The sequence below is a fragment of the Dyella humi genome (genome assembly GCF_044904605.1).
Lineage (GTDB): Bacteria > Pseudomonadota > Gammaproteobacteria > Xanthomonadales > Rhodanobacteraceae > Dyella_B > Dyella_B humi.
This window is the reverse complement of sequence record NZ_JADIKI010000023.1, coordinates 1,178,050-1,190,189: the sequence shown is the minus strand read 5'-3', so window position 1 is coordinate 1,190,189 and position 12,140 is coordinate 1,178,050. Positions and strand designations below refer to the sequence as shown.

Here is a 12,140-nt window from a genome sequence, read left to right as displayed (position 1 = left end):
GCTTGCCGTGATCAGGGATCGATCGCGCCAGGAAAGCCGAGCTGCCGCCACGCCTCGTACACCGCTACGGCCACGCTGTTGGAGAGATTCAAACTGCGGCTGTCTGCGCACATCGGCAATCGTAGCCGTTGTTCGGGCGGCAGCGCGGACAGTACTGCTTCCGGCAATCCGGCCGTTTCGCAGCCGAACAGTAACGCGTCGCCATCATGAAAGCGCGCATCGACGTGCCAGTTGCGGCCGCGCGTAGAAAACGCGAAGACGCGAGGATGATCGAGCGACGCCAGGCAGGTATCGAGATCATCGTGCACCGTAACGCGCGCGTATTCGTGGTAATCCAGGCCTGCGCGTCGTAAACGCGTATCGTCGAGTTCGAAGCCCAGCGGGCGGATCAGGTGCAGCCCGGCGCCAGTGTTGGCGCACAGCCGGATCACATTGCCGGTGTTGGGCGGAATTTCGGGGCGGAAGAGAATGACATGCAGCATGTCGCCATTATCGGATGGACGGGCGACCGCGTGTTGCGATCAGCCGGCCATCCGTGCATGCACTGCCGTTGCGCTGGACGTGGCGGCGATGGTGTGGCCGGTCGTCACCACGTACGAAGCAGGCTTGGCAGTCACCATCGCCAGCAGCGTGAGTCCACAAACCAATACGCAAGCACCGAACAAGCCGCGAAGGAACAGGGTTTCGAATTTCATGGTCATATCTCCAAAATCAGCATCAAGGGATGGATCAGCCCGCCGCGCGCACGCAGATCATGTCGTCGACAATAGGCAGCACGCAGGAAGAAGGCGCCGAGACGAGCAGGTCGACGATCGTGTTGCCGGCGGCAGCCAGACGCATCGGTGCCGGTTTGCTGGTGATCATCGCCGCCAGGATCAGGCCGCAAACCAGCATGCATGCCACGAACAAACCACGCAGGATCAGTGTTTCGAATTTCATGTCCATATCTCCGATTTCGAGGAAAGGGGACTTAAGGTCCTCGCCCTTACATCAGCAATCCCTGTGCCAGCCCTGCTTGCACCTGCAATGCTTTGATATAAAACAATTTGTTCGAACATTGCCGGAGGCGCTGGATTGTCCGCGGACACCGGACACGCCCGATCGGACAGTGTCCGCGGTACGTCGGACGCCGCCGCGCTAAGCCTGCGTTCTGCGACCAGTAATAGCGACGCGCTACGATGCCAAACGGATGTTTTCCCCTTTACTCGCTTTGATGGAGCTACCTATGCGCAAGACTCTGCTGCTGCTCGCACCTCTCGTGCTGCTCGGCGGTTGTACCTGGGGCATCAATCCCGATCCGGGCTCGAGCAGCGTTCGCACGGTGTGGAGCGGCGACGTGCCGGGCTGCCGTGACCTGGGCAAGATCACCGTGTCGGTGATGAGCCGCGTCGGGCCGATCGACCGCAACGACATCAAGGTGCGCGACGAGCTGCAGGTGCAGGCGCGCAACAGTGCGTACGGCATGCATGCGGATACGATCAAGCCGCTGGGCGATCCGGAGAACGGCACGCAGGCCTGGGAGGCTTACGTGTGCGGCAACCACCAGGTGGGTCCGTCCGCGCCGCCGCCGGCACAGAACCCGGGCACGACACCGCAACCACCGCCGCAGCAGGGCGGTGGGTTCCAGACGTATCCCGCGAAGGGCGGCTGAGCTCGACTTACTTGCCGAACACGCCATGCAGATAGCGCTGCATGGCGTACTGCATCTGCAACAGCGCCGCCTGCCGCCCGGGCATGTTCGGCTCCTCCTGAATCGCTGCAGCGCCTTTCATCATCTGCTGCACCACCACGGCGGCTGCATACGTTTCTTCATCCGAACGATGCGGTGCCCGGCGCGCCAACAACGCCTGCAATTCGGCGCGCAGGCGACGGCGAATGCTCAGGCCATCGGCGGCCGGCCGTGGCATGGATTCCACCAGCGACATGAAAGCGCGATGCCGCTTGCGAAAGGCAATCAGGAGCGTGCATAGCTGCTCGGCCCATTCCTCGATGGTCCAGTTCGCCGACGGCTCGGTGAATTTTTCCAGTTCCGCGTAGAGCGCCTGGGCGTATTGCTCAAGCAGCGCGCGCGCCAGCGCTTCCTTGGTGGGAAAGAACTGATACAGCGAACCGATCGCCGCGCCGGCGCGCGCGGCGACTTCGGTCATCGTCGTACCTTCGTAACCCTTCTCGACGAAGCAAGCGCCGGCCGCTTCCAGCAGCGCGGCAACGCGGTCGTGGCCACGTTGGCGCTGGGGCTTACGGGCGGCGGTTGAATTTTGTGAGGGCATCCTCATAAACTCCAAGGTGAGGATACCCTCACTTTATGATCCGGAGAATCCAGTGGAAAAGCTCGATCCGCGCCATACGGCGCTCGTTCTTATCGATTTGCAGAAGGGTATCGTACCGTTCGCGGGCGGCCCCCACACCGGGGCCGAAGTGCTGGACAAGGCCGGATCGCTGATCCATCGCTTTCATGAGCTGGGTTCGCCGGTGGTGCTGGTGCGCGTGGGTTGGTCCGCCGACGGCGGCGATGCCTTGCGCCAGCCGGTCGACCAACCCTCGCCGGGCAGGACTCTGCCGGACGACTGGTGGGAATTCCCTGCAGAGCTCGGCGCCATCGACAGCGACATCCGCATCACGAAACGGCAATGGGGTGCGTTCTATGGCACCGAGCTGGAACTGCAATTGCGTCGCCGCGGCATCGAGCACATCGTGCTGGGTGGTATCTCCACCAACATCGGCGTGGAATCCACCGCGCGTAATGCATGGGAGCTGGGGTTCGGCATCGTATTCGCGGAGGATACGATGAGTGCGGCCAGTGACGAGCATCATGCGTTCGCGATAAAGAACATCTTTCCGCGGCTGGGGCGAGTGCGTTCTGCCGCGCAAGTGCTGGAAATGCTCAATTAATCGTTAGCCCGCAATCGAAGCAAACGTCATTCCGGCCTTCGCCGGAATGACGGCAAGGCAAAACGCCACCACACCCGCTTCTCTTCCTGCCCCATTCGCGCACACGACACGCCTAGGCGACGCTCCGTTCACGCGCATTCCCCCTGCAAACAACCTTTCGTTCACCGCCTGATGCTGCATCGCCGCGTCAACGGGCTTTGCTTGGCGACAGCCGCCTGACGCCAAGCGGCCCTATTTGTGTGAGTTGAACATCCTGCCAAGTTATTGCACTGCAACGAAAAACGTCGCAACAACGGCTTTACAAGCCTCCATGAAAACGTTTACGTTTGCGCCGCCGCTAGGATGTAAGGCCATTCATTTCGCAAGAGGACGCTTTCGATGACGACCAAGAACGCAACCATCAAGGACGTGGCGCGCGAGGCAAACGTCTCGGTCGCTTCGGTATCGCGCGTACTCAACGGCCTAGGTGGCGTCACGCCCGAGACGCAGAAAATCGTGCGTGAAGTGGCGGCGCGGCTGAACTACATCCCGGACAACGCGGCGCGCAGCCTGATCACTGGTCGCACGCATACCATCGGCGCGGTGCTGCCGGATCTGTATGGCGAATTTTTCTCGGAACTGATCCGTGGCATCGACCTGGCAGCGCGTGCGCGTGGACTCCACTTGCTCGTATCCAGCTCACACGACGGCGTAGCTGATGCCGCCGCAGCGGTGCGCGCCATGCGTGGACGCGTGGACGGCATGCTGATCCTTTCCGAATACGTCGATGCAGCGTTCCTCGAACAAAACCTTCCGGAAAAACTGCCGGCGGTGCTGCTAGACAGCCCGGTGAAAAACACGCGCTATCCGGTGCTCAACATCGACAACCGCGCCGGCGCCATTGCCATGGTGCGGCATCTGGTTGAAGCAGGTCATCAGCGCGTGGCCTTCATCACCGGCCCCAAGACCAACTTCGACGCGCAGCAGCGCGAGAAAGGCTATCGCGCCGCCATGGCCAAGTATGCGCCGGACGCGCCGCTGGTGATCGTCGATGGTGATTTCACCGAGGAATCGGGCTATCGCGCCGCGCGCGAACTGCTGGCCAGGAAGCCGCGTCCGCAAGCCGTGTTCGCCGCCAACGACATGATGGCAATCGGTTGCCTTTACGCCTTCAAGGAAGCCGGCATCGATGTTCCGGGAGACATCGCACTGGCCGGCTTCGACGACATTCTGATCGCGCGTTACGTCACCCCGCCGCTGAGCACGGTGCACGTGAGTATCGCCGACCTGGGCCGCCTGGCGCTGGAGCGTCTCGCGGCCTTACTGAACCCGACCGACAAGACGCCTGCATCGGTCGAAACGCTGGGATGCGACATCGTCATTCGCGAATCCTGCGGCAGAAAAGCCGGCGTGACCGTCGCGCCGACGAAGCCGCGCAGGGTGTCGCGACCATCACCTACATAACGATACCCGCAGCACGATTGGGGAGGGGAGAAACAATGAAAGCCGTATCGAATTACCGGAAACTCATGTTGACGCGGTTGATCGCTGCGTCGATCACCGCCACCGTAGCTGTGCCGACGATTTCCTTCGCGCAAAGCTCGGATGCGAACTTGCGCGGTACGGCTGCGCCCAGCGTTACCGTCACGGCCAAAAACGTGGCCACTGGCTACACGCGCACGACCACCTCGGGCAAGGATGGCAGCTACGCGCTGGTGAGTTTGCCACCCGGCACGTATCAGGTCGACGGCGGTCCAGGCACGCAACATACGGTGACGCTGACCGTGGCATCGACCTCCACGCTCAACCTCGTCACCGCAGCCGCTGCGCCGCCTGTCAACGCGCAGAATCTCGGTCCGGTCACTGTCAGTGCTACAACACTGCCGGAGATGACCACGTCCGAAGTCGGCACCACGGTTTCGCAGCGTGAAATCTCCACTGTTCCGCAGATCACGCGCAACTTCCTCGAGTTTGCCGACACCGTGCCCGGCATGGTGTTCACCGTGCAGCAAAACGGCAATACCAGCCTGCAATCCGGCGGCCAGGCGCCGGCGGGCATTAACGTGTACATCGATGGTATCGGCCAGAAGAACTACGTGGAGAACGGCGGCATCACCGGGCAGAACAACACGCAAGGCAATCCGTTCCCGCAGTTGGCAATCGGCGAGTACAAGGTCGTCACCTCCAACTACAAGGCCGAATACGACCAGATTTCCAGCGCGGCGGTGATCGCGGAAACCAAGTCTGGCACCAACGAATTCCACGGCGAAGTATTCGGCGATTGGACCGATACGTGGATGCGTGCGATGAATCCGTCGGAGATAGCTGCCGGCAAGAAACAACCGTCGCACGACAAGGAATATGGCTTCTCGTTCGGCGGTCCGATCATCCAGGACAAGGCGCATTTCTTCCTGGCCTATGAAGGCAAGGAATACGACACGCCGATCGCGGTGGTTCCAGGCGCCGCGTCGCAGCAGCTGATTTCGCAGTTACCGGCGAGCGCATTGGCGCAGCTTGGGCCGGCCAGTCTGCCGTTCAAGGAAAACCTGTATTTCCTCAAGTTCGACTACGAGCCGACCAACCGCGATCGCATCGAAGTGAGCGGCAAATACCGCAACGAAACCGCGATTACCGGTACCGGCACAGGTGTGGCGGCTTCCTCCGCGCTCAACCAGATCAACTACGATCGCCGCTTCGACATTCGCTGGGATCACAGCGCGGACAGCTGGTTCAACCGCCTGCAGCTCACCTATGAAAACGCCTTCTTCAAGCCGAGCGCCATCAATCTCGGCAATGGCTCCACCTACACGGTTTACAACAACCAGAACCAGTCGATCCTGACCACCGGCGCAGCCGATCCACGCGGCACGCAGGACAAGGGCCAGAAAGGCCCGGCAATCCAGGACGACCTGACCTTCAACGATCTCGAATGGCACGGCGACCACGTTATCAAGATGGGCGCCAAGTACAAGCTGATACAACTCACGGCGCAGGATGCCGGCGAGTTCAATCCGCAGTTTTCCTATGACGTGACGCCAACGGGAACCTTGTCGACGCCTTACCAGGTGCTGTTCCCGATTACGCTTCCCGGCACCAGTCCGGTCGTCAAGACCAATGACAGGCAGTTCGGTGCGTATATCCAGGACGACTGGACAGTGGATCAGCACCTCACGCTGAACTTGGGCGTTCGTTGGGATTACGAACAAACGCCGTCGTATCTCAACTTCGTAACGCCGCAGTCAGTGGTGAATGCACTCAATTCGCAGAATCCAAACGCTGCTCCTGGCGTGACCTATGCGCAGTCGCTGGCTCTCGGCGGTGTGAACGTCAATGACTACATCAGCAATGGCAACAATCGTCATGCTCAGAAGAACGAAATTCAGCCTCGCTTTGGTTTCTCGTACGACATTAACGGCGATCAACAGCATGTGATCCATGGTGGCGCCGGTCGGTCGTATGACCGCACCATCTACGAGATCCTGCAGTTGGAGCAGACCAAGCTGGCATTGGCCGAAGCGACCATCACGTTCCCGAACCAGTATCACTCTTGCTCGCCGAGTCCCAACTGCATTGCGTGGAATCCGGCGTATCTGAACGGCATCGGCATCCTGCAGGGCCTACTGACCGGCACGACCGCCGGCCGCGAAGTGGACCTGATGAACAACAACCTGAAGACGCCGTATTCCGACCAGATCAGCATCGGCATGCGTAATCAGATCGGTGACTGGATTACCGACGTTACCTTGGCGCAGGTTAATCGCTTCGAAGGTGTTGTGTTTACGCTCGGCAACCGTTACGCGAATGGTGCGTTCTGGCAGAACGGCAACCAGGCGTTTGGCCAGAGCATTCCCGGCTTCGGCAGCCTGATCATCGCCAACAACGGCCTGACGCAAAAGACACAACAGGTGCTCGTCTCGGCTCAGAAACCGTACACGCCGGAATCGCATTGGGGCATCAACATCGCCTACACCTACACCAAGGCGAAGCAGAACAACGATAACCAGGACGTTACCGATCAATACGCGTTCGACGAGGCAACCATCCAGGATTATCCGTACGTTACCTCTGCAGTGGCGAAGCATCGCTTGGTCGTTGCCGGTTCGAACGACCTGCCGTGGGGGCTGCTATTCGGTTACAAGTTCACCCTGGCAACGCCCATTCCTGGCATTAACCTGGCTTGCTATGGAGCGCCGGCTCCGGGCAATGGCAGTCTCGGCAATGGTTGCATCCCGTTCTCATCCACTCCGCCGGGTTCGCGCTTCTTGAGCGGACCGATCTTCGGCTATCGCTCGATCGACTTCCAAATCACCAAGAACTTCAAGATCTACGAGAACGTCAGCGGCTACGTGCGCTTTGATCTGCTTAACGCGTTCAACTGGAACAATTACAGCGATTACGTCTACAACTACGGTTCGAATGGCGTGCTCAACAGAACACCGGTGACCTATGACCCGACCGGCAACATCCTGGGCACACCGCGCGAAGTGAAGCTGACGTTGGGTGTGAAGTTCTAATGCTTGCTCCCCACGGATGGGGTGTGCCTGCGAATCCCGGTACGAGCCCCTCGGCGTACCGGGATTCGCTCGCTTTTTTCCGTCCCGATAATCGACATTTTCCGCCCATGACATCCCGACATTTCCGCCATGTTGCGTTCAAGGCACTGCTTGCCGCACTAGTGTTCGGCAGCGGCGCCCAACAGTCAGCCTTGGCACGGACGGCCAAATATGACTTCGATAGCCTGCCCAAACCGCAGCAGGTGATGATGGCGGACCTGGAGCGACGCACCTTTCAATGGTTCTGGGATAGCGCCAATCCCGCCAATGGGCTGATACCGGATCACTATCCAGGACCTTCCTTTTCGAGCATTGCCTCTGTGGGCTTCGGGCTCACTGCATACGGCATAGGCGCGGAACGCGGCTACATCACGCGCGCGCAGGCGGTAGATCGCACGCTAGCCACGCTGCACTTCTTCGCCAACGCGCAGCAGGATGATAGTGAAGACGATGCGTCCGGCTATCACGGTTTCTTCTATCACTTTCTGGATATGAAAACGGGCAAACGCTTCGCGCGCTCGACGGAACTCTCCAGCGCGGATACGACGCTGTTGCTGGGCGGCGTGCTGTTCGTGCAGAGTTACTACGACCGCGATACGCCGAAGGAAAAGGAGATCCGTGCGCTGGCGGATCAAATCTACCGCCGCGTCGATTGGACTTGGATGCAGCCGCGCGCGCCGCTGATCAGCATGGGGTGGACGCCGGGCGGCAAGTTCATCGACTCGGACTGGAAAGGCTACGACGAGGGCATGCTGATCTATATCCTCGCGCTGGGTTCGCCGACGCATGCCGTTTCCGACGACGCCTGGTCGGCCTGGACGAGCACGTATCCAAAGCAATGGGGCAGCTTCTACAGCCAAACCTTTCTCAACTTCGCGCCGTTGTTCGGGCATCAGTACAGCGAAACCTGGGTGGATTTCCGCGGCATCCGCGATGCGTGGAGTCGCTCGCATGATCTGGATTACTTCGAAAACGGACGCCGCGCTGTTTACGCCCAGCGCGCGTATGCGATCGCCAATCCCGGACATTGGACGGGTTATGGCGAAAACGTGTGGGGCTTGACCGCCTGCAATGGCCCCGGCGATGTAACGCTCAACTTGCCGGGCAAGGGCGAGCGCACATTCGACGGCTACACCGCGCGCGGCGCCGGGCTGGACTATATTTCCGACGACGGCACCATCGCGCCCACCGCAGCGGGCGGCTCCATCGTCTTCGCGCCGGAACTCGTCGTGCCGGCGTTGCAGGCCATGAAGGAGCGCTATGGTGACGATGCCTATGATCGCTACGGTTTCGTCGATGCGTTCAACCCCAGCCTGGATACCGACATGCAGCCCAAGGAAGGTCGCGTGGTGCGCGGCAAGGGCTGGTTCGATACCTTGCAGATCGGTATCGACCAGGGGCCGATCGTGTTGATGATCGAGAACTGGCGTAGCGGGTTTGTGTGGAAGGTGATGCGCAGGAATCCGTATGTCCGCAAGGGGTTGTTGCGTGCGGGTTTTAGCGGTGGATGGCTGGAATCAGGCAAATAGCGCCACATGCTCAGCTCCCTCTCCCCTCCGGGGAGAGGGTTGGGGTGAGGGGACAATCTAGCGGGGAAGGTTATTTTTTACTCCAACGCATCTGAGAGAAAAGAAGCGCATCGGTCATGAGCATCATGGCAAGTACCGCCCCTCACCCCAGCCCTCTCCCCGGAGGGGAGAGGGGGCAATGGGCTTCGCTTTGTTGCGTGATCGCCTTAGTGATGGCTACCTGCCTCGCCGCGTGCACACCCCATTCCGATCCCCACACACTCACCTTCTGGACCATCGGTCGCGAAGGCGAAGCCATTACGCAGCTGCTGCCTGAATTCGAACACGAGAATCCAGGCATCCACGTAGTTCTGCAGCAACTGCCACTGACCGCTGCGCACCAGAAACTGCTCACCGCCTTCGCCGGCGACTCTACGCCGGACATGACTCAGCTCGGCAATACCTGGTTGCCGGAGCTTGTTGCGCTCGGTGCTCTGGAGCCGCTGCAAGCACGCGTGGCGCGCTCGCAAGTCATCCGTCCAGATGACTACTTCTCTAGCATCTGGTCCACCAATGTCTACGACGGCGCGCTGTATGGCGTGCCCTGGTACGTGGATACGCGCCTGCTGTTCTATCGCAGCGATTTATTGAAGGCTGCCGGCTTCAATGCGCCGCCGCGCGATTGGACCGAATGGCGGCGCATGCTGGCCGTGCTGAGTCATCCCGAGCGTGGCGTGTATGGCATTCTGCTGCCGACCAACGAATACGAGCAGCTGATGTCGTTGGCATTGCAGCAGCCCGATCCGCTGCTGCGCGATGACGGGCGTTATGGCAACTTCGAAAGCGCAGGCTTCAAACGCGCGTTGAGCTTCTACGTCGACACCTTCCGTTTGCATCAGGCGCCACCCATTACCAATGTCGAAGCGGGCAATCCTTGGGTGGAATTTGGCCGTGGCGTGTACGATTTCTACTTCTCCGGCCCCTGGAACATTGGTGAATTCCGCAAGCGCTTGCCTGCATCGGAAGAAGGCGAATGGAATACGGCACCGCTGCCGGGACCGGATGGTCCTGGCGCATCGGGTGCGGGTGGCTCCAGCCTGGTGATCTTTCGCAAGGCACGACACAAAGAAGCTGCCTGGAAGCTGATCGAATATTTGTCGCGACCGGATGTGCAGGGCCGTTTCTATGATTTGCTGGGCGATATGCCGCCACGCCGCAGTTCATGGGCCTTGGGTAGTTTGCGTGGCGATCCAAAAGCGCATGCATTCCGCGAACAACTCGAACGCGTAAAGCCGACGCCGCCGGTGCCGGAGTGGGAGCAGATTGTCAACGAAATGCAGCTCGTCGCTGCGCAGGCGGTGGCGGGCGATCTCAGCATCGATCAGGCGGCCGCCGAAATCGATCGTCGAGCCGACCGCATTTTGGAAAAGCGGCGATGGATGCTCGATCGTGCGAGGCATATAGCGGGGACAGCGCCATGAACGGCCAGCGTAGCGCGTGGCTGTTTCTGGCACCTGCTGCGATCATCCTCAGCGTGTTTTTCCTGCTGCCGGTGATTGGCGCGCTGGCTTTAAGCCTCACCGATTACGACCTCTACGCGTTAGCCGATGTCCACAATCTGCGCTTCGTCGCGCTCAATAACTATTGGGCGTTACTGCATCGGCCGCTGTTTTGGTCGGCGCTGGGGCATACCGTGTATTTCGTCGTGTTGGGCGTGCCGCTGTCGATGTTGGTTTCCTTGTGCGCCGCCTCGTTGCTGCATTCGCCGCTGGCGCGTTGCAAAGCATTGTTTCGCACAGCACTGTTCGCGCCTGTGGTCACCACAGTGGTTGCGGTCGCTGTGGTATGGCGCTACCTGTTCAACACCAAGTACGGGCTGGTGAACTATATGCTCGGTGCGATCGGCATTCATCCGGTCGACTGGCTCGGCGATCCGCATTGGGCGATGCCTGCGATCATCCTGTTCGCCGTGTGGAAGAACTTCGGCTACAACATGATCATCCTGCTGGCGGCCTTGCAAGCCATTCCGGCCGAGCTTTATGAAGCGGCGCGTATCGACGGCGCATCGGCCTGGCGACAGTTCCGCCATATCACGCTGCCGATGCTCGCGCCAACCATGCTCATGGTGGGCATCCTCACCGTTTCCGGTTATTTCCAGTTGTTCGCTGAGCCGTACGTAATCACCGAAGGCGGTCCATTGCAGAGTACGGTCAGCGTGCTATATCTGATGTACAACGAAGGCTTCAAATGGTGGAACCTTGGCTCCGCCTCGGCGATTGCCTTTCTGCTGTTCGTGATCATGTTTGTCGTGACAGCATGCATGCTTCGCATAGGGCGACGCGAGGCCGAAGCATGAATCCGCGTATCGCCAAGGCCTTGATCAACGGCATGCTGATCGGCGGCACTCTCGTTGCACTGTTTCCCATGCTGTGGATGCTGTCCGTGTCGCTGATGCGGCCGGGCGAGGCCGGCGCGTTGCCGCCGCCGCTGCTTCCCGTGCACGCCACGCTGTACAACTATCACGAGCTGTTCGTGCGCGCGGGTATGGGACGTTACCTGCTCAACAGCTTGCTAGTTTCCGCGGCCATCACGGTGCTATCGCTCGCGTTGAACTTGATGGCCGGTTACGCCTTCGCGAAGCTGCGCTTTGCTGGGCGCGATGCGCTGTTCAAGGCGGTGGTCGGCATGCTGGCCATTCCCGCACAGGTGGCGATGCTGCCCTTGTTCCTGATGCTCAAACCGATCGGCCTGGTCAACAACTACGGCGGCGTGATTGTGCCAGCGATGGCCAGCGCCTTCGGTATCTTTCTGGTACGCCAATACGCACGCGGCATTCCGGATGAGTTGCTGGAGGCGGCGCGTATCGATGGCGCGGGCGAGCTGCGCATCTTCATGCGCATCGTGCTGCCGCTGCTCAAGCCGATCATGGTGACGCTGTCGATCTACACCTTTCTTACTGCGTGGAACGATTTCATGTGGCCGCTGATCGTGTTGACCGGTCAGGAGCATTACACCTTGCCGTTGGGCTTGGCCTCGCTGGCGCGTGAACATGCCACCGATACGGAGCTGATGATGGCCGGTTCCGTGATCACCGTCGTGCCGGTGCTGGCGCTGTTCCTGGCGCTGCAGCGCTATTACCTGGAAGGGCTGCTGCTCGGCAGCGTGAAAGGCTAGATGCGTACGACCATGGCGCGCACCTATGTACTCT

Annotated in this window: 12 protein-coding genes; 8 read left to right on the top strand and 4 right to left on the bottom strand. The window is 60.2% G+C overall.

The window, feature by feature from the left end:
- Positions 1-11 precede the first annotated feature (11 nt).
- The 3 genes from ISP18_RS16570 to ISP18_RS16560 are packed head-to-tail and all read right to left on the bottom strand — an operon-like array spanning position 12 to position 939.
- Positions 12-482 (bottom strand): tRNA (cytidine(34)-2'-O)-methyltransferase, encoded by a 471-nt coding sequence (locus ISP18_RS16570; protein ID WP_380014482.1) that lies wholly within the window; start codon positions 480-482, stop codon positions 12-14.
- A gap of 39 nt (positions 483-521) precedes the next feature.
- Positions 522-695: a hypothetical protein gene (locus ISP18_RS16565; protein ID WP_380014479.1), complete on the bottom strand. Its 174-nt coding sequence runs from the start codon at positions 693-695 to the stop codon at positions 522-524.
- Between the two features lie 34 nt (positions 696-729).
- Positions 730-939 carry a hypothetical protein gene (locus ISP18_RS16560; RefSeq protein ID WP_380014476.1) on the bottom strand — a complete coding sequence of 70 codons (210 nt, stop codon included), beginning with the start codon at positions 937-939 and terminating at the stop codon, positions 730-732.
- A 286-nt stretch (positions 940-1,225) separates the two neighbouring features.
- Here ISP18_RS16560 and ISP18_RS16555 point away from each other — a divergent pair, with 286 nt between their 5' ends.
- Positions 1,226-1,651 (top strand): DUF4156 domain-containing protein, encoded by a 426-nt coding sequence (locus ISP18_RS16555; protein WP_380014473.1) that lies wholly within the window; start codon positions 1,226-1,228, stop codon positions 1,649-1,651.
- A gap of 7 nt (positions 1,652-1,658) precedes the next feature.
- On the opposite strand, the gene ISP18_RS16550 is transcribed toward ISP18_RS16555, so the two are convergent.
- Positions 1,659-2,270, bottom strand: a complete 612-nt coding sequence (locus ISP18_RS16550) for a TetR/AcrR family transcriptional regulator (protein ID WP_380014470.1) — start codon at positions 2,268-2,270, stop codon at positions 1,659-1,661.
- A 52-nt stretch (positions 2,271-2,322) separates the two neighbouring features.
- On the opposite strand from ISP18_RS16550, the gene ISP18_RS16545 reads away from it, so the two are divergent.
- The 7 genes from ISP18_RS16545 to ISP18_RS16515 all read left to right on the top strand — a co-directional run bounded on the left by ISP18_RS16545 (position 2,323) and on the right by ISP18_RS16515 (position 12,106).
- On the top strand, positions 2,323-2,892 hold the full coding sequence (locus ISP18_RS16545) for a hydrolase (RefSeq protein ID WP_380014467.1): 570 nt from the start codon (positions 2,323-2,325) through the stop codon (positions 2,890-2,892).
- A 378-nt stretch (positions 2,893-3,270) separates the two neighbouring features.
- The gene (locus ISP18_RS16540; protein WP_380014464.1) at positions 3,271-4,335 is read left to right on the top strand and encodes a LacI family DNA-binding transcriptional regulator; all 1,065 of its coding nucleotides are present in this window, start codon (positions 3,271-3,273) and stop codon (positions 4,333-4,335) included.
- Between the two features lie 35 nt (positions 4,336-4,370).
- On the top strand, positions 4,371-7,385 hold the full coding sequence (locus ISP18_RS16535) for a TonB-dependent receptor (protein WP_380014461.1): 3,015 nt from the start codon (positions 4,371-4,373) through the stop codon (positions 7,383-7,385).
- Between the two features lie 107 nt (positions 7,386-7,492).
- On the top strand, positions 7,493-8,953 hold the full coding sequence (locus ISP18_RS16530) for a glucoamylase family protein (RefSeq protein WP_380014458.1): 1,461 nt from the start codon (positions 7,493-7,495) through the stop codon (positions 8,951-8,953).
- Between the two features lie 212 nt (positions 8,954-9,165).
- A complete protein-coding gene (locus tag ISP18_RS16525; protein ID WP_380014455.1) occupies positions 9,166-10,413 on the top strand; it encodes a sugar ABC transporter substrate-binding protein in 1,248 nt (415 codons plus the stop codon).
- Positions 10,410-11,288 (top strand): carbohydrate ABC transporter permease, encoded by an 879-nt coding sequence (locus ISP18_RS16520; RefSeq protein WP_380014452.1) that lies wholly within the window; start codon positions 10,410-10,412, stop codon positions 11,286-11,288. The genes ISP18_RS16525 and ISP18_RS16520 overlap by 4 nt, the downstream gene beginning before the upstream one ends.
- A complete protein-coding gene (locus ISP18_RS16515; RefSeq protein ID WP_380014449.1) occupies positions 11,285-12,106 on the top strand; it encodes a carbohydrate ABC transporter permease in 822 nt (273 codons plus the stop codon). Before ISP18_RS16520 ends, ISP18_RS16515 begins: the two co-directional genes overlap by 4 nt.
- Positions 12,107-12,140: the final 34 nt, after the last annotated feature.

Excerpts from the sequence above, each read along its gene's own strand:
- ISP18_RS16540 (WP_380014464.1), top strand. The coding sequence starts at position 3,271 with ATGACGACCAAGAACGCAACCATCAAGGACGTGGCGCGCGAGGCAAAC.
- ISP18_RS16560 (WP_380014476.1), bottom strand. The coding sequence starts at position 939 with ATGAAATTCGAAACACTGATCCTGCGTGGTTTGTTCGTGGCATGCATG.
- ISP18_RS16525 (WP_380014455.1), top strand. The coding sequence starts at position 9,166 with ATGGCTACCTGCCTCGCCGCGTGCACACCCCATTCCGATCCCCACACA.
- ISP18_RS16535 (WP_380014461.1), top strand. The coding sequence starts at position 4,371 with ATGAAAGCCGTATCGAATTACCGGAAACTCATGTTGACGCGGTTGATC.
- ISP18_RS16520 (WP_380014452.1), top strand. The coding sequence starts at position 10,410 with ATGAACGGCCAGCGTAGCGCGTGGCTGTTTCTGGCACCTGCTGCGATC.
- ISP18_RS16550 (WP_380014470.1), bottom strand. The coding sequence starts at position 2,270 with ATGCCCTCACAAAATTCAACCGCCGCCCGTAAGCCCCAGCGCCAACGT.
- ISP18_RS16515 (WP_380014449.1), top strand. The coding sequence starts at position 11,285 with ATGAATCCGCGTATCGCCAAGGCCTTGATCAACGGCATGCTGATCGGC.
- ISP18_RS16565 (WP_380014479.1), bottom strand. The coding sequence starts at position 695 with ATGAAATTCGAAACCCTGTTCCTTCGCGGCTTGTTCGGTGCTTGCGTA.
- ISP18_RS16570 (WP_380014482.1), bottom strand. The coding sequence starts at position 482 with ATGCTGCATGTCATTCTCTTCCGCCCCGAAATTCCGCCCAACACCGGC.
- ISP18_RS16555 (WP_380014473.1), top strand. The coding sequence starts at position 1,226 with ATGCGCAAGACTCTGCTGCTGCTCGCACCTCTCGTGCTGCTCGGCGGT.
- ISP18_RS16530 (WP_380014458.1), top strand. The coding sequence starts at position 7,493 with ATGACATCCCGACATTTCCGCCATGTTGCGTTCAAGGCACTGCTTGCC.